The 17,692-nt window shown below is 51.9% G+C and carries 18 protein-coding genes; 13 read left to right on the top strand and 5 right to left on the bottom strand.

Features of this window, described 5'->3' with window-relative positions:
* Positions 1 to 56: 56 nt before the first annotated feature.
* On the bottom strand, positions 57 to 755 hold the full coding sequence (locus tag ABLN94_RS15460) for a hypothetical protein (protein ID WP_352993790.1): 699 nt from the start codon (positions 753 to 755) through the stop codon (positions 57 to 59).
* Positions 756 to 1,099: 344 nt separating this feature from the next.
* On the opposite strand from ABLN94_RS15460, the gene ABLN94_RS15455 reads away from it, so the two are divergent.
* The 4 genes from ABLN94_RS15455 (at position 1,100) to ABLN94_RS15440 (ending at position 3,093) form a co-directional block, all read left to right on the top strand.
* Complete coding sequence (locus tag ABLN94_RS15455; RefSeq protein ID WP_352993787.1) at positions 1,100 to 1,522, top strand: nuclear transport factor 2 family protein; 423 nt, start codon at positions 1,100 to 1,102, stop codon at positions 1,520 to 1,522.
* Positions 1,523 to 1,772: 250 nt separating this feature from the next.
* The gene (locus ABLN94_RS15450) at positions 1,773 to 1,967 is read left to right on the top strand and encodes a hypothetical protein (protein WP_352993785.1); all 195 of its coding nucleotides are present in this window, start codon (positions 1,773 to 1,775) and stop codon (positions 1,965 to 1,967) included.
* A 326-nt stretch (positions 1,968 to 2,293) separates the two neighbouring features.
* Positions 2,294 to 2,791: a DUF6714 family protein gene (locus tag ABLN94_RS15445; RefSeq protein ID WP_352993783.1), complete on the top strand. Its 498-nt coding sequence runs from the start codon at positions 2,294 to 2,296 to the stop codon at positions 2,789 to 2,791.
* Positions 2,788 to 3,093 carry a hypothetical protein gene (locus ABLN94_RS15440; protein ID WP_352993780.1) on the top strand — a complete coding sequence of 102 codons (306 nt, stop codon included), beginning with the start codon at positions 2,788 to 2,790 and terminating at the stop codon, positions 3,091 to 3,093. The genes ABLN94_RS15445 and ABLN94_RS15440 overlap by 4 nt, the downstream gene beginning before the upstream one ends.
* Before the next feature lie 453 nt (positions 3,094 to 3,546).
* On the opposite strand, the gene ABLN94_RS15435 is transcribed toward ABLN94_RS15440, so the two are convergent.
* Positions 3,547 to 4,428, bottom strand: coding sequence for a LysR family transcriptional regulator (locus ABLN94_RS15435; RefSeq protein ID WP_352993778.1), 882 nt, complete (start codon positions 4,426 to 4,428; stop codon positions 3,547 to 3,549).
* 109 nt (positions 4,429 to 4,537) lie between these two features.
* Here ABLN94_RS15435 and ABLN94_RS15430 point away from each other — a divergent pair, with 109 nt between their 5' ends.
* The 4 genes from ABLN94_RS15430 (at position 4,538) to ABLN94_RS15415 (ending at position 9,983) form a co-directional block, all read left to right on the top strand.
* Positions 4,538 to 5,524, top strand: a complete 987-nt coding sequence (locus ABLN94_RS15430; RefSeq protein ID WP_352993775.1) for a TAXI family TRAP transporter solute-binding subunit — start codon at positions 4,538 to 4,540, stop codon at positions 5,522 to 5,524.
* Positions 5,525 to 5,600: 76 nt separating this feature from the next.
* The gene (locus ABLN94_RS15425) at positions 5,601 to 7,973 is read left to right on the top strand and encodes a TRAP transporter permease (protein ID WP_352993773.1); all 2,373 of its coding nucleotides are present in this window, start codon (positions 5,601 to 5,603) and stop codon (positions 7,971 to 7,973) included.
* 140 nt (positions 7,974 to 8,113) lie between these two features.
* Positions 8,114 to 9,247, top strand: a complete 1,134-nt coding sequence (locus ABLN94_RS15420; RefSeq protein WP_352993770.1) for a M20/M25/M40 family metallo-hydrolase — start codon at positions 8,114 to 8,116, stop codon at positions 9,245 to 9,247.
* On the top strand, positions 9,240 to 9,983 hold the full coding sequence (locus tag ABLN94_RS15415; RefSeq protein ID WP_352993767.1) for a sulfite exporter TauE/SafE family protein: 744 nt from the start codon (positions 9,240 to 9,242) through the stop codon (positions 9,981 to 9,983). The genes ABLN94_RS15420 and ABLN94_RS15415 overlap by 8 nt, the downstream gene beginning before the upstream one ends.
* A gap of 347 nt (positions 9,984 to 10,330) precedes the next feature.
* Here ABLN94_RS15415 and ABLN94_RS15410 read toward each other — a convergent pair whose 3' ends face one another.
* Positions 10,331 to 10,891, bottom strand: a complete 561-nt coding sequence (locus ABLN94_RS15410; RefSeq protein ID WP_352993764.1) for a CHAP domain-containing protein — start codon at positions 10,889 to 10,891, stop codon at positions 10,331 to 10,333.
* A 176-nt stretch (positions 10,892 to 11,067) separates the two neighbouring features.
* The gene (locus ABLN94_RS15405) at positions 11,068 to 11,592 is read right to left on the bottom strand and encodes a GNAT family N-acetyltransferase (RefSeq protein ID WP_352993761.1); all 525 of its coding nucleotides are present in this window, start codon (positions 11,590 to 11,592) and stop codon (positions 11,068 to 11,070) included.
* A gap of 452 nt (positions 11,593 to 12,044) precedes the next feature.
* Between ABLN94_RS15405 and ABLN94_RS15400 the strand changes: the two genes are divergently transcribed.
* The 5 genes from ABLN94_RS15400 (at position 12,045) to ABLN94_RS15380 (ending at position 15,929) form a co-directional block, all read left to right on the top strand.
* Positions 12,045 to 12,677 (top strand): glutathione S-transferase family protein, encoded by a 633-nt coding sequence (locus ABLN94_RS15400; RefSeq protein WP_352993759.1) that lies wholly within the window; start codon positions 12,045 to 12,047, stop codon positions 12,675 to 12,677.
* A gap of 694 nt (positions 12,678 to 13,371) precedes the next feature.
* On the top strand, positions 13,372 to 14,019 hold the full coding sequence (locus tag ABLN94_RS15395) for a hypothetical protein (protein ID WP_352993757.1): 648 nt from the start codon (positions 13,372 to 13,374) through the stop codon (positions 14,017 to 14,019).
* Between the two features lie 141 nt (positions 14,020 to 14,160).
* Positions 14,161 to 14,751: a hypothetical protein gene (locus ABLN94_RS15390; protein ID WP_352993754.1), complete on the top strand. Its 591-nt coding sequence runs from the start codon at positions 14,161 to 14,163 to the stop codon at positions 14,749 to 14,751.
* 2 nt (positions 14,752 to 14,753) lie between these two features.
* Positions 14,754 to 15,143 (top strand): hypothetical protein, encoded by a 390-nt coding sequence (locus tag ABLN94_RS15385; RefSeq protein WP_352993752.1) that lies wholly within the window; start codon positions 14,754 to 14,756, stop codon positions 15,141 to 15,143.
* A gap of 102 nt (positions 15,144 to 15,245) precedes the next feature.
* Complete coding sequence (locus ABLN94_RS15380; RefSeq protein ID WP_352993750.1) at positions 15,246 to 15,929, top strand: hypothetical protein; 684 nt, start codon at positions 15,246 to 15,248, stop codon at positions 15,927 to 15,929.
* 382 nt (positions 15,930 to 16,311) lie between these two features.
* Here the strand turns inward: ABLN94_RS15380 and ABLN94_RS15375 are convergent, their stop codons facing one another.
* On the bottom strand, positions 16,312 to 17,148 hold the full coding sequence (locus ABLN94_RS15375) for a DMT family transporter (RefSeq protein WP_352993948.1): 837 nt from the start codon (positions 17,146 to 17,148) through the stop codon (positions 16,312 to 16,314).
* Positions 17,149 to 17,692: the final 544 nt, after the last annotated feature.

The following is a 17,692-nucleotide window of genomic DNA, read 5'->3' as shown; positions in this document are numbered from 1 at the left end:
GCCAACCAGACAATATCAGGTGCAATGCGGGTGACACGCGCACCAATGCTGCCTGATCAGTCGGTTGCGAAGCAATAAAATAAGCCCGCCCCGCCAGAACGTGGCAGATGTTCCTCCCCGCAACCGCGCGAGCCGTGCGATGAGTTCCAAGACAACATGTTTCGAGCATCGTTGAGACCTACACGGTCATGGTGTCCGACAATCGCGGATCCGTCCTCACTATTCGAAGTCCAGTTGCTGCATGTCGTGTCACCACCTGCCGTCGAGAAATATCCAGCGGAATCTGAGCCGGTCAGAATGTCATGTTTGTTCGGCTGACTACCACGCCCATTGACAGGGTTGCCGTTTTCGTCGAGCGCGGTCTGTAGATTGATATTCACACCGTCACTGTGCAGGTCTTCAACATTGTTGGCGATAAGCTCTCCATTGGCATTATACCAAGGACCCGACCCGATCCGGTCGCGTGCAGAAATACCATTGGTGATTGTCATCGGGTCAGTGCTGCGATCAATGGACATAGAAGTACTCAGATAGGCCGCAAAAGTTTTCGAAGAACCGGCCGCCGAAGCAAGCTCGTTGCAATGAGCATCGGCGCCTTCAAGGCCGCCTAGATTCGCACCGTCCCCCTTACCTACACTGGTGATGAAAAACGACATTTCCTCGCCTGCCGATTGCGCCTGTGTGGCCGTTGCGAAACAGCAGATTACGATTGCAGCAACCCCATGGGCAGTTGTTCTATTGGTGAACTTCGACATGTTTGTCTCCCTTCGTGCTGAGTAATCACTGATGCTAGTCGTATGCTCTGATTGGGTCCACGGAATAGCGCTCACGAATTTGGGAACGTGGCAGTGAAGCGCGCGAGACATGTGCTGATGGAATATCGGTTGGCTCAGACGTAGCCGACTTTCGTCACCCCCGCAGAAAACAGAAAACTGGGTGCGTCCGGCGCTGTCGCTGCGAGTTTTGCGAACGCCCGGTTCGGATGAGCGCTCTTTCGCTGCGCCGCAACCGAACGCCTAAAACGAGGTTACCTCTGACTTATTGCACGTACGCGTCTAAGATACATCCATGGGCTCACCTTCAAAGCCAAAGAGCGGCCATGTTCGAGAAAGGGGCAACCGAAATGTTGTTTGCTGATGCGCTGGAGAAAGCTTCTTCGTATGCTGCTGCGTGGAGTTCCAACGATCCGGCACAGGTAGCAGCACATTTCGCTGAAGATGGGGCGGCGCGGCTCAATTCTGGCAAGGCGATTCAAGGTCGGGGCGCGATTGCTTCGGATTACGCGGCACCGTTCTTCCGTGATTTTCCTGGTTCTTCTGTGTTGCTGCATGATTTTCGTTTATCAGGGAACCACGCTCTCTTTACCGGTATGCTCGTCGGCCCTGGAAAGCGCGAAGGTTCTCCTGTCCGCCTGTTGGGCTGGGAGGAGTGGACCCTCGACGACAATGGCTTGATACAATTGTCGTTGGTTTGGTTTGACCGCGACGACCATGCCAGACAGGGCGGCGGCACTTTCTCATAGTGATATCGCCACGCAAAGCGGGCATTGTAGCATCTGAGAGGCGCGGCAAAGCTGATCCTCAGCAAACGAAAACCCGTTTCCGTATTCGGTCTGACTATGCTGAATACACTCGCAGTCAATTGTGACAGGTGCAGTACCTCCTACCAAATGCGTACCCAATTACGATTGAAGTGAGATGGCAGGTGGGCTCCAATGGCATTCGTTGCCGAGGCGGTCACACAGTCTTCTGCATCTACTGCGGTAGGCGCCAATGTTTGGGTATACATTGTTCCTCGCAGGTGACGGGTTTTCCGACCCTTTCAAAGCGATACCCGGTGGCGTGGAAGCATATGCGACCGCCGCGGCGGTCATTCAGTTCGATGGTCCAGGCAAATTCGGAATAATCCATTCCGTGGATCCGAACTGGTTCTCTGGACCGGGTAATCCGGTCGATTGGCAGCGGTGATATGGTCGACTTTGGAAACGAAAAGGAGACGGAAAGATCGGAAACGCCCTCGAAACACAGATTGACCTGACAAAGGGAAAAACTGAAATGCCCGTTGTCTCGCCTGATCCACTCCTCAATATGATCGATATCGAGTTTTAGTTCACTCACCCAGTCATCGGTGTCTGGGTCAGGTGAAATCAAATTTAAGGCATAGATGGAATTGTCGTGGAATTCATGACTGACGTCCTGAAAGAGCCTCTGTCCTGTATCCATCGCAATCACTCGACTTCGACTTGTTGCTGATACACTCGATTTCGGGGTTTCAGCCAGTTTAATATGGCACCATGCCAAACGTAACGACAACCACGGAAGATCTTGCAACCCAGATCATTGCTGCATTTGACGGCCTTGATTCACCTGCTGATGATGAACTTCTTCACCCCGAATGTATGGATGACGTGGATATTCTTGAATTCTACGGCGGGGTCAAATGGCATGAGATGACCGATCAAATGATCGTACACGGTTACGCTGCCCCCACGGCTTTCAGCGCCAATGCCTTTCAGTATTATTTGCCTGCGTATCTGCTTTGGGCTCTGCGAAATTCAGACAGTCCGGAATATGCCAGTGAAAGCATCCTACTTGCACTCGACCCTGGCACATCGAAAGAAATGCTGCATGAGTTCAAGAAGTCCAAGTTCAATCAATTGACGCCTGCACAGAACGAGGCCGTATTGAGGTTTTTGTACTATTTCAGCGACCATCCTGAGCTTGGTGAATATGCACAAGCCGCTTTGGTTAATTACTGGATAGAACAAGGCGTGTGGTCACCGGGTCGATGATTTTTACGTATTTGATGTGGCTCTTCGCAGCGCTTTTTGTCGTAACCGGTTTGCCGTTGGCATTGACTGAGGATGAGCAATGGCAACGGCTATGGGGGGGATTCAGTGCGCTGTCACTTGGCCTTTTTGCTTTATCGATGGCAGCAGATGGTTTGCTTAGAGGTCAGATAAGAATTCACTTTTCGATTATCCGCCGCTCCAGCCAGCCGCGTTTGTTTATTTGCGCTATCGCATTGGTGTTCGCAGCCGGCGCCGGAGTCATCATTGCAGCTATCTGGGCGATTTTCTTTAAGGATTGGTAAGATTTGCCCAGCACGGTGTGTCTTCAGACACCAATGGGCCAAATTAGGTTGAACGAATACTATCTTCTTGAATTCGTTGGTTCGTCAGTTTTCCATGCCTTCGAACCAGTCGAACACCATAGTACCCCACTCCATTGAGAAGGAAGTATTGTAGCCTACAGCATTGCACATTCAGCGGGTGCAGATGGAAAAGCCCTAAACCGATCACCCGAGTGGAGCACATGGATGACGGAAGGGTCGGCATAACCTCCGGATGTTTACAACAATCAGAACGGGCAAATTGGGCTCAGTGTTGCCGTTCTCCGCAGCAAGCATGATTGGCTGGTCCCAGCCCAAACCGGACATTTCAAACTAGAATTTGCAAATCCCGAGATGCGGACAAACTGAGCTTTCGCTGCGATTGCACCAATGTCTGCTGTCGTTGCTTTCAGGCGATTAAGACGGCTGAGGGGCTTATTGTCGATTGAGCAATTCCACCCGCATCAAGTCCAGAAAGTCGGAAGCGACCTTTGAGACGGCTTTATCCTGTGGTGTCAGAACGCCAATTTGATACTGAATTGCAGGTTCAAACGGTATGCGAACCAGGTCATCATCGAATCCTTGGCTGTTAATCGGATCGACAAGAGCGACCGCATTCCCAGACCTGACAAATTCAATAAGCGACACAAAATACTGCGCTTCGAGGACGACGTTCCATCGTGCCCCTGCATCTGAAAATGTTCTCGCAATCTGGTAGGTTGTCATATGATCACGGAACAAAGCGGCAAATGGAACACCATCTAAATCCCTCGGTGTCAGCACATCGAGCTTCGCGAGTGGATGGTCTTTTGCGACAATGCAGTGGCAATGGAATGTGAACTGTTCAGCATCCACACCGACAAATTGCGAGGGTTTTTCTGCAATCGCAATGTCGAACATTTGGCTGGGAAGTTGCTCAATCACAATATGTGAGCTGCGCGAAAGCAGGCGAATCTTCACATGCTCACGGTCTTCCAAAAACTTACTGATGAGGTTTGGTAAAAACTTTATCGAGATGCCGGGGAAGGCAGATATTGTTATGTGACCAGATTTCCTTTGTCGCAGTCGGGTTGCCGCTTCATTTGTCCTCTCCACTGCTTCCAACAATCTTTGGGCATCATCGTAAAAGATTAGTGCCTCTGCGGTTGGCTGGAGTCGCCCAGACTTACGCAGAAACAGTTTGAATCCCAGCCTGTGCTCCAACGTGGCTATCGTATTGCTAACCGCGGGTTGTGAAATCCCCAATAGTTGCGAAGCCCGCGTCATTGTACCGGCCGTCATAATTGCTTGAAAACACTCCACTTCTCGAATTTGCATGCCCAAGACTATAATTATTGATTATAAACAATGCAATTAAAATTATTAGATTGGATAGCTCCGCTGCGGTTAATTTTCAGCATTTCTGGAAAACCCGCGGGAGGAAAAGATGAAGAAACTGCTGACAACATCTGCACTGGCAGCAATGGTATCGCTTGGGGTGTCTGCATCAGTACAAGCTGAAACCAAGTTCATAACAATCGGAACAGGAGGCCCGACCGGCGTCTATTTCGTAGCAGGCAATGCAATCTGCCGCATGATTCACAAAGAAGCTGCGGAAGGACGAAAAGAGGGCCGGCAGCATGGCTTCCGATGTGCGGCACCATCCAGCAATGGTTCGACTTACAATTTGGCCCAGATTTCGCAAGGCGAGTTCGAATTTGGCGTGTCACAATCTGACTGGCAGTATTACGCCGTCAACGGAACATCCGACAAAGTCGTAAACGACGAAGGTTTCCGCGCGGTGTTCTCAGTACACCCTGAACCGTTCCAGCTGATTGTGTCCGCAGAATCCGGCATTAAATCCTGGATGGATCTTGAGGGGAAAAAACTGAACATCGGCAACCCCGGTTCTGGTCAACGTGGCACCACGGAATTGCTGATGGAGCGCTATGGCACAGATCGCGATTTCTTTGGCCTAATAACCGAAATGACTTCGTCAGAGCATTCGAACGCACTGTGCGATGGGAACATTGATGCCTTTACCTATGTCGTTGGTGTTCCCAACTCTGGTGTCGCGGTTGCGACCGAAGGGTGCGGCGCACAGATCGTCACGCTTAACACTGAAGTAGAGCAGAAACTGATCGAAGAGCGCCCATTCTACGCCGCAACGGACATTCCTGCTGGCGTGTATTCTTCACAGAAAGAAGATGTCACAACGTTTGGTGGGTATGCGACAATCGTTTCACATGAAAACGTCGATCCTGACGTCGTTTATGAAGTTGTTCGCGCGGTTTTCGAGAATCTTGATGACTTTCGGGGTCTGCACCCGGCTTTTGCCAATCTGGAACCTGAAAGCATGATCAACAACGGGAATTCCGCGCCGCTTCATGAAGGTGCCGCGCGCTACTACCGTGAAAAAGGTTGGATCGAATAACCTCTCCCTCCCTTCGATCCCTTTGGGTCCCTGCTGAACAGGCGGGGACCATCTCTCTTCCAAACTGGAAAGCACCATGTCAGAGAAATCACTGCAACAAGCAGCAGTTGATGAAGCGCTGAAGGTAGAACGCAGCGACTATTTTGGGCCTTGGCCAAAAACCTTCATCACCCTTGCCGCCCTTTGGTCCCTATATCAACTCTGGATCGCATCGCCGATTCCCTATGCCCTTGGCTGGGGTATATTTGTAGATTTGCCCGCACGCGGGATCCATCTGGCCTTTGGATTGTTCCTTTGCTTTCTCTTGTTCCCGACAAAATTCGAAGAAAAGCGTGGAGGAAAGGCGTGGTTCAGCCTGATATTGGCGGTCATCGCCGCGGCCAGCGCTTTGTACGTATATCTGGGTTATGACGGCATCGTTCTTCGCGCTGGTATCCTGGCAAATTTGGATATCCTGGGATTTAGCATCCCGTACGAAGTGATCCTGTCCGCTGTTGGGATGCTCTTGTTGCTTGAGGCCACAAGACGTGGGGTCGGTACGCCGCTGGTTATCGTTTGCGGTATTTTCATGGTCTATTCGCTGTTTGGTCCCTACATGCCAGAGATCATTTCCCACAGGGGCGTTTCCATCCCGCGGATGGTCGGATACAATTGGCTCACCAGCGAGGCGATCTTTGGCATCCCTATCGCAGTTTCGCTAAGCTATGTATTTCTATTCGTGCTGTTTGGCGCATTCATGGACACAGCTGGCGCTGGCAAGTTCTTTCTTGATATGTCTTTTGCCGCCGTCGGGAAATACCGAGGCGGACCTGCTAAAGCCGCAATTCTGGCATCTGGCTTGACGGGCATGATTTCAGGCTCTTCGATTGCTAACACGGTTACCACCGGTGCGTTTACCATTCCAGTGATGAAGAAGACTGGATTTCCTGGTGACAAAGCAGGCGCAATTGAAGTCTCGGCGTCGATCAACGGTCAACTTATGCCACCGATCATGGGGGCCTCGGCCTTCATCATCGCTGAATTCATCGGGATTTCTTACTATGACGTTATCGTGCATGCGATGATCCCGGCGTTTATCGCTTATATCTCGCTGTTCTACATATCGCATCTGGAAAGCCTGAAAATGGGGCTTGTGGGTCTTCCGAAGGCTGACTTGCCAGCGATGGCCAAGACGTTCAAAGAAGGTGCATACTTCCTGGTTCCAATCGGAATGCTGGTTTATCTGCTTTTGGTAAAGCGCTGGAGCCCAGGAAGCGCCGTGTTCTGGTCAATTATGATGATGGCCGGAATCATTATGTTGCAGCAGGTGATACTAGCGCGTCAGCATGGTTTGTCGGTCCTTAAAGGTCTCCGGTCGGGCGGGATAATTGTATTCTACTCACTGGTTGCTGGTGCGAAATCAATGACGGCCGTAACGGCAGCTGTTGGTGCGGCCGGGATCATCGTCGGAATCGTGTCATCGACCGGGCTCAACAACGCCATGCTTGGAATTGTTGAAGCACTTTCACAGGGCAACATCTACATCCTGTTGTTCCTTGTGGCTGTCGTCAGCATCATCCTGGGAATGGGGCTACCGACTACGGCAAATTATATTGTCGTCGCCTCATTGATGGCGGGCGTAATGGTCGAGCTGGGCAACGCGTCGGGTCTGGTTCTGCCACTTATTGCCGTGCATCTTTATGTGTTCTACTTCGGGCTCATGGCAGATGCGACGCCACCAGTTTGTCTCGCAGCATTTGCGGCCTCTGCCATCTCGGGTGCAGATCCCATGAAGACGGGCATCCAGTCCTTCAAATACGCGATCCGCACGGCCATCCTTCCAATTGTGTTCATTTTCAACCCAGAACTTTTGCTGGTCGGAGTAGACAGTATCTGGCAAGGGGGCTTAATCTTTGTCGTTGCGTTGATGGCTATCTTCGCCTTCTCGTCCCTGACACTTCAGTGGATGTTCGTTCGCCTGAAGCTGATTGAATCCGTGTTGCTGGTTTTTGTTGTAATCAGCCTTTTCCGTCCGGATTTTGTGTTGGATCGATTCAGCCCTGCCTATGAGGATGCACCAATGGCACAAGTTGTTGCCGGTGAAACCTCGGTTGGAGAAGGGCAGAAAGTGCGTTTGTATGTCACTCGCGAAACCGAATACGGGGACCGCTTCAAACTGTTCACTGCAACTGTTCCAAATGCATCGGACAATTTGCTGGAAGCTGTTGGCATCTCAGTTGAGGTCGAAAGTGATGGGCGTACCGCGGTCTCTGACATTGGATTTAATGGCCCAGCCGAACAGCTTGGGGTTACCTGGGGCGATTATATCACGTCAGTTGGTCTAGAGCAGTCCGGTCGGATGCCTAAGGAGATTATCTACATTTTCGGCATTCTGGCTTACGCCGCTGTAGTTCTGATGCAGCGACGCCGGATGAAGAAAAATCAACAAGCTGATCTGGTGGAAGCGTGAAAATGGAAGCCAATATTACCGAGCCAAATGTACGCAACAAAATATGGTTTTGGCTCGACAAAAATCGAAAACAAGTCGTCGATCTAACTCTTCGTCTGGTGAAAATCGAAAGCCAACAGCCCAAAGGAGATGTTCGGGCGATGGCAGATGAAATTGAAGCTATTGCAGCATCGATACCTGGTGTCGAGATTGAGCGCTTTGTCTCAGAAGAACCGGTGCATAATGTTGTCGTCCGTCTCCGGGGCAATCGCCCCGGAAAACGTCTGATCCTAAACGGGCATATGGATACGTTCCCTGCCGGCGATTTGTCTGGTTGGACGCGCGATCCAAAAGGTGAAGTGGACGGCGACAAAGCCTATGGATTGGGCATCTCTGACATGAAAGGCGGCATCGCGGCCAGTCTTCTGGCAATGAAATGTCTAGCCGATATCGGGGCGGATTTCCCTGGCGAAATCGTGGGTACATTTGTCGGCGACGAAGAAACTATGGGGGTGCTGGGAACCCAATACTTGCTCGACAACGTGCCGCACGCAAAAGGCGACGCTATGATAAGCGGCGACGTCGGGTCCCCGCACATTTTGCGGTTTGGCGAGAAAGGGATGATCTGGGCCAAGGTTACGGCAAAAGGCAAATCCACCCATGCCGCCCATGTTCACCGCGGGGAAAGCGCAATCGAGAAACTGACCGCCGTTATGGATAGCTTCAAATCCTTGCGGTCTTTTCCGGTTGAAACCACAGGTAACAATGTTGTCCCGCTCATTGATCAGTGGTCGGAAAAATCCGAACGCATGTCAGGTGAAGGTGAAACGGACGTGCTGAAAAATGTGACAATCACATTCGGCACAATTGACGGCGGCAGATTGTCAAATCTGGTTGCCGACAGGGCTGATTTTACTTGTGATGTCCGGCTACCGGTTGGTGTTTCAGTTGCGCAGATCGAGGCTGAGATGACCCGAATGTGTCAGGATGTTGATGGGATTGAGCTTGAAATCACGCGCCGATACGAACCCAGTTGGACCGCCCCGGACCACCCCGTGATCGAAGCGGTGCGTCAAAATTGTATTGAGGTTTTGGGACAAGAGCCGGCAGTGACCATGCGTGTCGGGGCGTCTGACGCCAGGCTGTATCGCTACGCAGGCGTGCCAGTCGTTGTCTGCGGATTGATGGCCCATAACCTAGGCACAGCCGACGAATACATCATGTTGGATGAACTCTATTCCCTTGTCGATATTTTCGCCCTGTCGGCGCATGACTATCTGGTGAGGAATGCTTGATCTCACCATCATATGTGTCGCCGCTTTTCTTGCAGGTGTTTTGAACTCAATTGCCGGCGGGGGTAGTTTTCTAACTTTCCCGGCGCTGGTGTTCATTGGCGTACCTCCCATCCCGGCGAATGCAACAAGCGCCGTCGCCGTGTTCCCAGGATACCTCGGCGGTGCCGCTGGTTTTCTGACAGAGATTCAAGCCTTCGACAGGCGCGCACTATTTGTCCTGTTGGGGTTATCAGTCTTAGGCGGCGTACTGGGTGCCATATTGCTACTGATAACGCCGTCTGAGGTGTTCAGTTTCATCGTCCCGTGGCTGTTACTTTTCGCAACGCTCTTGTTTGCATTCGACAAGCAAATCCGCAACTGGACCAAAAGTGACGGCAAAGCGAACCCCGTTGGCAGAAACGCGGCCACACTGGCCGTCACGACCTATGGCGGATACTTCAACGGTGGATTGGGAATTGTCCTTCTTGCGCTGTTTTCGGGTCTGGGGTTTCGGGACATCAACCTGATGAACGGGTTAAAAAACGCATTGTCGTTCATCTTATCCGGAGCCTCCGTCGTGACGTTCCTGCTGGCCGGAATCGTCTACCTGAAAGAAGCCGCTATTATGATGATCCTCGCAACAATTGGAGGATATGTAGGCGCAAGACTCGCAAAGAAGCTGCCGGTAAATGTGATCCGTTCCATCGTTATTGTCGTCGGGTTAGGAATGACGGTGGTATTTCTGGCACGCAGCTAAGTTCCCCCAATCGGCATTCTTCAGCCTTACACGGCCATACCAATCTTGTCGTAGAACCAAATTTGTCGAGGCAATGACGGCTTTGGTCTGATTGCACCACTTCAAGCACAGCGCAGCATCGGTCAATGTGGGCTCGAATTAGCCACTCTCTGCGGTACACGTAATTGACTGATGCAGCCCTAAGCAGACATCCAAATTCAGGCTTTAAACATTCCGACACACGGAAAAACGCCACCATTCGGCTTCATTAAACAGGCAGTAATTCCGTACGATTTATTTCCGAGACGAGGGACGATTTTGGCGCATACCACCGGTTCTCGACGCGCACGAAGGGAAATCGATTTGGGCTAACCGTCATCTTTCGGATAGATGAATCCGTTCACTGGGTAGAAACTGCCATACCGGCCCGGATGGCTTTCGACCCGTACCCGCGTCCAATCATTGTTTTTGGACACATCCTTAACCCCCATTTTCAAGGATACTTTGTTGCGGTGCCAGTTCGCGTGGTTCACGACGACTTCCCGCTCGGTAACAACATCGGACACGACAGCCACATGGCCAAGGGGCATACCACGGGTTGCCCGAAATGACATGACGGCTCCGACAACTGGTTCATTGCCCCGCTGATAGATATTATGCGCCTTGCCCCACCAGTCCTTGGCGTTGCCGCGAATTTCGATACCACTGAGATTCCGAGCGTAGGGCACACACCAAACTCTTTGCCCGCGAGCCTGCTTTTTTGAGACCTCTTGCAGCGCCCTTAACTGACGTTCCGGATCGATATCCGCGTCGTTTGGGTTCTGCGTGCAGGCAGAGACAAGAGCAAAGAGCCCAATCGCAACTGCAACACGGGCGACGCCGGTCAGGGGCGGCCAAATCGTATTTATTTTGCGGGCGCTTTTCTGCAAGAAGCTTTGTTGCCGTTTAGAGTGGTCTCGGAGTTTTACGACGAAATTGCGGGCTGTGAAAAGATATCTGCCAATTCCCCGGCAGGAATTTGCCAGCGCAAACCGGTCATTCAAAATCAAACTTCGCAACTTCCAAGATGCGGACGAAGCAGAACTTCGTCGGCCCAGCCTGAAGGTCAGCTATGCTCGGACTTCGCAGCAACGTTGATGCGCTGGACTGGATCATGGAGACGCTTCTCCATCAGGAAATTCGTTAATGTAGTGCCAGCCCTTTCGATTTGCTGCTCCTGAACAAGCTCCCAACCCTGCTGCTCAAAAAGTCCTCGGACGAGATAGCTCGCTTGAGAATGAAGGCGCGTCATGTTGGCGGCACGTGCCAACGCCTCAATCCGAGCATAAAGATTTACACCGATACCTTGTCGTTGGTGCTCAGGTGCGACGAAAGCAAGATCTATGTAGCCGTCTCTGTCGAGCGTCATGAAGCCAACGGGCAGACCCGCTTTGCGCGCGACTACGGTTTTCTGAGCAGCCAGCCGCGATGCCCAGTTTGGCCCGGACGGCGTCTTCGACACCCAAGCCTGTCGCTGCTCTACGTTATAGAATTCAGTCGCTCCTTTGCGCACGGCATCGAAGAATATAACACCAAGCTGATCCGCTTCTGATGCTTCGAAGTCACCAATTTCTATTGATGAGTCCTGCATTTCTGTGATCCTCGATAGCATTTCAATGAGTGCGGTCGAATCCAACAATCGCGAAAGCTGACCTTCGTACGTATCGCAGCACTGTGCAAGTTTGGGCTCGATGCGGACGTTCCGTAAAATTCAGTGTAAGCCCGTTTTGCGGGCAAACCTGCCGTTGGCGCACGGGGCCTGAATGTCTGGTTCGGCCTCGATTGCTGCCTTAGGCGGTATATCGGCCTCGTGCCAAGAGTTGCCCGTACGACTGATGCGACCTGACGGCAGCTTTCTGCCCGTTTCCGGACTCTCCAGTGGGCATCAGACGGCAGCGGGTTTAACCCCAAAACTCACCGTAAGCCAAGAGGCAGCTCTTGTGCTGAAGCGACTACACCCCGGACTCTTGCCCGAAAGCTTCACCGAAGCGATGCGTGCCAGTTGCAGCTGTGCTAGCTTTCCAACTCAGGGAGGAACGTCAAATGGCAAATCTGACTCTTTACGGACCAAGTTACAGCACATACACGCGCTCGGTACGCCTCGTGATGGAAGAAAAAGGGGTCGACTATGACCACGTCGAGGTTGATTTCATGGACGGCATGCCAGCTGAACAGATTGCCAGGCAACCGTTCGGCAAAGTACCGGCATTTGAGCACAATGGATTTCACCTTTATGAGACCGGCGCGATTGAGCGTTACATCGACGAAGGGTTCGACGGCACAGCATTGCAGCCCGGTAGCTTGAAACAGCGCGCCCGCATGGCGCAGATGATAAGCATTGTCGACAACTATACATATGGCCCGGTCATTGGTTTGTGCGAGCAAAGAATTTTTGCACCGATGATGGGTGGCGAGACCGACGAAGCTGCCTGCCAAGCCCTTATGCCCGAGATCCAAAAAGCCCTCGGCACTCTTGAAGACTTGCAAGATGGAAATCCCTATTTGGCTGGGGACGATCTGAGCCTTGCCGATCTCCACTTGGCCCCCGTGTTCTGGTACTTTGTGCAAACGCCAGATGCAGAACCCATTCTTTCGGACAAACCTGGATTGCACACATGGTGGGAAAGCATGGAGTCGAGGGAAAGCATGTCTAAGACAGAGCCGAAGTTCGAATAGTTCGCGGCATGTGCAAACATGTGTGAGCAGACAAACGCGCTGTCACTTTGAACGCGAAACTGACACCACCTCTGTCATTCCAAGCCCTCTAACTATTGTCCGACGCGTTTGCCTGGCATGTGTTCGTTGTCGTGTCGCAAGTCCAAACCGGCACGTTTGCGAATCCCGAGCTGTTCCGAGGATTCCCCTTTGCCCTCGACTCCGGACCCTCAATGCAGTCGAGGACAATGACCGGTCATAGCGCTAAACGGACCTACCGGAGATTCTGTCGAACCTCCGAGTAGGGTCAGAAGTTCACTTAGCGTGCACCCACGGAGCGTCCAGACGTCGCCCTAAAGCTGACATTCGAATGCGGTGCAGCATTTGGTTGATTGGGCTCGTTGCTGAAGTCTTCTGCACCCCGTATCAGCGACCGGTGGCAGCCCAAACCGGACATTCAATCCAGGACTTTGCAATTCCGGCTTAGCGGGACAAAGTGAGCTTTAGCTGGGGTCGCGCCAACGTCCGCTTCTAACTTTTCACGGTAAGATCATATTGTTGCCACGAAGACTCAATCTTATGGCGAACAATAATTTTATTGGGAAATTCCATTGTGAGTACATACTCTTCTGAAGAGATGCCAAAGTCGAAATTGTTAGCTGTCGGCATTGATCTAGGGACAACCCAATCACAGATCTCTCGATATTTTTAGTTCATGAACCCACTGCGCCGTTTTTCACTGTATTTGTGGATATTGCTAAGAAATTTGCCCCCGATTTCGGCGGGCAGATTGCTGATGCCTGTGATATTCCTCAGTAGTTGGACGGTGTTGCAGGCGGCTCAGGTTACCGCACCTGCGGCCTTTGTTTGGGCAGGTGTACTTGCACAAGCAGCGCAGATCTGGGGCGCGCTCCCTGTCACAGCTCGGCGGCATCACCATACATTTGATTTCACACGCTCGACTGCAAGTTGGGCTTTGGCAATACAAATTTGTGTATTGGTAATCCAAGTTTGGTGGTGTGAACCTTGGTTGAGTCAGAAATTGGTCACTATCTACTGCGCGGTGTATGCTGCGGTCATGGCGTTGGGCGTTTGGGGTGACCGGGATATCTTGAACCGTTTCGCACCCGCATCAACGAACTCCAATGTCTCACTCGAATTTAGACGGCATGAGCTGATGCTCAGCGCTTTGGTCGTCATTCTTGTCATTGTGGTCAATGAAACTCTGTTGGTCCTGGATTCCACTTTGGCCACCAGAGTGGCGGCACTCTCTGTGCTACCCATTGTGTTGCACTATTTTTATGCAATTGCGCTGCGCTTAACCCACCCGCCTCTCTATAAGGACGACGAATATGACGGCTAAGTCATCCGATCTTCCCAAAGCATCGGCATACAGGACTGGCAAAGGAACCGGGCCGAATGCGAAGAGAGCAGTGGTTGGATTTTCTTGTTATGCGATGCTGTTCGCGTTGACGTCTTCGAGTTTGAGCAGGAATCATCGAATATGACCCGCTTTTACGACTGGAACCCAATGCCTCATCACCTGGCAGTCAGATGCCCAAGTTGCAATGCAGAGGCTAAATTTGAGTTTGCAGAAACGGTTAGAATTAAGCTGAAAAAGGATGTCGACTTCTTTCAGAAGAGCACCGCGTTTGAATACAGGCTTATGGAAAATACCGGTCATGGCAGTTGGCACGCTGCCATCTACTACCATGGCCTGTGTAGCAGCGACATGAGTGATATAAAAGATTTGCCGGACGACTATAGGCCCGAGGACTGGCGTCACAGCAAATACTTGTATCGGTCTCATGGTTTGGACATTGGCACTGTCGTGTGTCGTTCCTGCTTACTCCGCAGAAAACACGATTTGATTTGGCCTGATGATGCCTATTTTCAGATCGAGCACAATCAACATACCTTGTGGGCCTATGACCGGGAGACGGTCTCGGCGCTCATTGACTACATTGGGTCGAGGGATCGCAGGAAAACTGGCAATTGGGGTGCATTTCTGCGACATGTACCAAGCCGCTTTCTCCAGGCGCGTGCACGTCAACCTGTTTTGAAGAAACTCGACAGCCTCTTGCGAGAGACTTGAACATGGTTGCGAAACCACCGGAAAGATATTGGACCAAAGCGGCGATAGCTTATCTTGCGGAGCGGCTTGGCGTCCGGAACGAACCTAGGATGCAAGACTGGGCTTATGAAATCGCTGATCCAACGAAACTGAATGAGTATTTAGCGCTTTTCTCAGAAGTTCAGGACGATGATGTACGCTTCACATTGGCGGACGTAATTATCCAAGCGTTTGAAGAGCATGGCGAGAACTTGGAGGACGAAGAAAGGTGGAACGACTTCTTGGACAACCTTGCGACAAGGCCAGAACTGCACGCTCACCAAATATGGTATTGGTCAGCCTTTGACATCGACATCGAGGACGCTTGGCGGGTCACGCCGTACATGCGTTCCCGGTACAATCGGTTGTTATAGGGAAGCTGTACTTTGTCAGCGTTTTACAGTCTTGGGTCGCGCTCTTTGCGGTTGAGGTACGTTTCGCTGCTCGACTGACCAACATACTTAGGAAGGGGTTTTATGCAGTTTCTGGAGTGGTCGATCCTTGGTCTCCGTTCCGCGCGTCACGTGCTGAGGCATAGTGAACGTGATCTGTCGATCACCCTTTTTCCTATGGTGCATCTCGCGGAGCCAGACTTTTACGAACGGGTGTATTCTGATGCAGAGGACCATGATGTTGTCGTGCTCGAAGGCATTGACTCACCAATTTCACGTCGTCTCACGCGCAGTTATCGCTGGATTTCGCTCGCGAGGCTGGGTTTGGTCGTGCAGGAAAAATTCGTAGGAAATGACGTACGAACCATTCATGCTGACCTGACTGCCACAGAGTTTGAAGAGCTTTGGCGCTCTGGACCGCGTTGGGAGCGCGCAGCGGTTGAGGCCGGCGCCACAGTCATGGGTTTGTGGCTTCGTTTGACAGGCACGAGAACTGTCCTTGGACGGAATCTCAATACAACTGACCTTCCAGACCGAGATACGGTGATGATGTGGAGCGAACGCAATGCGCCGCTGCTCGACGCGCTTCTGACTGCACGAGACGCGGTGCTCTGTCGTGTGGTCACTGATCTCCTTGCCGATGGAGAACAACCTAATTCGGTAGCGATAATCTACGGGGCTGGTCACATGGGAGCGCTCGTTCACATGCTCTTCCGGGAAGGGTTCCGCCCGGTTGAGAGCGAATGGATTCAGGTTTTCAGCGCATGATGATGTCCTCGCGTAGGTCCATTGCGCCGCTTGCCACCGCTCTAATCAATCTGAGTTGGGCTGGCTTCGCAAAGCAGCCGTTTCGCCGTAACGCAGAAATTGACAATTTGGGCTCGCATCCGCTGTTCTCGGCGGTGCGCATTAACGGGTCGAAAGAGCCCTTATCAGACCTTCACCGCACTTTGCGGTATTGCTCGTGCAGAAGATTCTGAACTGCGCAAACCGGACATTCCCGGGCGCTTTGCCGATGGAAGGACTGCGGACAAAGCGCCAATTCGCGACAGTTGCACCAAGTTCAGCTTTAAGTACTTATCTCGTCCAAGCGGCAAATGGTTTAATTTGATGATAGGTGTTGTTTTGCGTCCAGACGATTCGATGTCTCTTAGGACGTTTTCTTCGCTCTTTTAGTCGCCAAGAAGACGCCAAATCCAGCGACAACCATCCCAACCCAAGCAATCGGCGGCATGACTTCTCCGAGCACCAGCCAAGCAACAGCCGCCGCTCCCGGTGGGACTAGAAAAAAGAGAGCAGAAACTTTCGACACTTCCCCGGCGCGGATCATGGCAAGCAACAAGCCGACAGCGATGAGTGAACTTGCAATGATGAGATAGACCAGCGACGCAATAAGCTGCCAAGTCCAAGTGATCTGCATGGTTTCATAGGCGATCATGAATGGCGCAACCCCCAACAGACCCGCAGTAAACCCGACCAAGTTTGCAGTGACAGGATGGTGCGAGACTCCGAAGCGCTTCTCCCACAAGGTTCCGCCGGTAATACCGATCAGGGCGAGTGCGGCGAAAAGAAAACCAACCAGTGGTGGTGTAGCAACCTCTGACATTGCAATAATGACAAGAACCGCCCCCGTCAGGCCAAGGGCTAATCCGGCCCATTGCCGCCAGCTCACACTTTCACCTGCCCAACGCGGCGCGATCAGGCTGGTCAGAATGGGCTGCATAGCGAGGATCAGGGCCAGTGTTCCAACCGACAAACCTGCGTTAAAGGACATGTAGCACATGCCAAAATACATCGCCTGCAGCAGAAAACCAACGATGGCCAAGTGTATCCACTCTTTAGGTGATTTTGGAAGCGGTGGGCGCAGGATTGCAAACAACCCGGCCATAATCACCACTACACAGGCAAAGCGCAGTGCAAGGAAAGTCATCGGCTCAATGTAGCCGAGACCGAACTTGGCACCGACATAGCCGGTTGACCAAACCACCACAAATATTCCGGGTGCGAAAATAAGCCATGTGGGCCGGTCGGCGGTCAAGAAAATTACCCTCGGCAAGTGTTGTTGTCGGACATCAGGGAATAATCACGTGAACTCCGAAATACACTGAGTATGGGAATAGTGAAAATGAAATGATGTGGACACATCCATGAACATTTCCAAACGAGACTTTATGGAGGGCAATCTCCTCAAAACCTATGTGGAGATCGCAAAATTGCGGAAACCTCACGTTGGCTGCGTCGCGTTTGAACCGAAGCCAATCGGTAATCAGTGTGAAGCATAGAGTCTTGAGAACCGACAGAGATCGTAAGACCCTAACGGTTCTCAATGCGGACGTCTGCAGTCAGCGCAGCATCTGTTGTTAAGGGCTCGATGCGGCCATTCTCTGTGGCTTGCATGATTGGCTGGTCGCAGCCCGAAGCGGACATTCACCAGCGAGCTTTGCCGATCCCCAGAAGCGGACACTGCGGATGAGGCGAAGCTGACACTTAGTCAGTGCCATGACAGCCAAACTAGTTGGATTACCAGCAGG

The organism is Ruegeria sp. SCP11 (assembly GCF_040329455.1).
Taxonomy (GTDB): domain Bacteria; phylum Pseudomonadota; class Alphaproteobacteria; order Rhodobacterales; family Rhodobacteraceae; genus Ruegeria; species Ruegeria atlantica_E.
Note: the sequence above shows the minus strand (reverse complement) of the source record. Positions and strands in the feature narration are given on the sequence as shown.

Coding starts and splice junctions, on each gene's coding strand:
- ABLN94_RS15460 (WP_352993790.1), bottom strand. CDS start 755: ATGTCGAAGTTCACCAATAGAACAACTGCCCATGGGGTTGCTGCAATC.
- ABLN94_RS15455 (WP_352993787.1), top strand. CDS start 1,100: ATGTTCGAGAAAGGGGCAACCGAAATGTTGTTTGCTGATGCGCTGGAG.
- ABLN94_RS15450 (WP_352993785.1), top strand. CDS start 1,773: ATGTTTGGGTATACATTGTTCCTCGCAGGTGACGGGTTTTCCGACCCT.
- ABLN94_RS15445 (WP_352993783.1), top strand. CDS start 2,294: ATGCCAAACGTAACGACAACCACGGAAGATCTTGCAACCCAGATCATT.
- ABLN94_RS15440 (WP_352993780.1), top strand. CDS start 2,788: ATGATTTTTACGTATTTGATGTGGCTCTTCGCAGCGCTTTTTGTCGTA.
- ABLN94_RS15435 (WP_352993778.1), bottom strand. CDS start 4,428: ATGCAAATTCGAGAAGTGGAGTGTTTTCAAGCAATTATGACGGCCGGT.
- ABLN94_RS15430 (WP_352993775.1), top strand. CDS start 4,538: ATGAAGAAACTGCTGACAACATCTGCACTGGCAGCAATGGTATCGCTT.
- ABLN94_RS15425 (WP_352993773.1), top strand. CDS start 5,601: ATGTCAGAGAAATCACTGCAACAAGCAGCAGTTGATGAAGCGCTGAAG.
- ABLN94_RS15420 (WP_352993770.1), top strand. CDS start 8,114: ATGGCAGATGAAATTGAAGCTATTGCAGCATCGATACCTGGTGTCGAG.
- ABLN94_RS15415 (WP_352993767.1), top strand. CDS start 9,240: ATGCTTGATCTCACCATCATATGTGTCGCCGCTTTTCTTGCAGGTGTT.
- ABLN94_RS15405 (WP_352993761.1), bottom strand. CDS start 11,592: ATGCAGGACTCATCAATAGAAATTGGTGACTTCGAAGCATCAGAAGCG.
- ABLN94_RS15400 (WP_352993759.1), top strand. CDS start 12,045: ATGGCAAATCTGACTCTTTACGGACCAAGTTACAGCACATACACGCGC.
- ABLN94_RS15395 (WP_352993757.1), top strand. CDS start 13,372: ATGAACCCACTGCGCCGTTTTTCACTGTATTTGTGGATATTGCTAAGA.
- ABLN94_RS15390 (WP_352993754.1), top strand. CDS start 14,161: ATGACCCGCTTTTACGACTGGAACCCAATGCCTCATCACCTGGCAGTC.
- ABLN94_RS15385 (WP_352993752.1), top strand. CDS start 14,754: ATGGTTGCGAAACCACCGGAAAGATATTGGACCAAAGCGGCGATAGCT.
- ABLN94_RS15380 (WP_352993750.1), top strand. CDS start 15,246: ATGCAGTTTCTGGAGTGGTCGATCCTTGGTCTCCGTTCCGCGCGTCAC.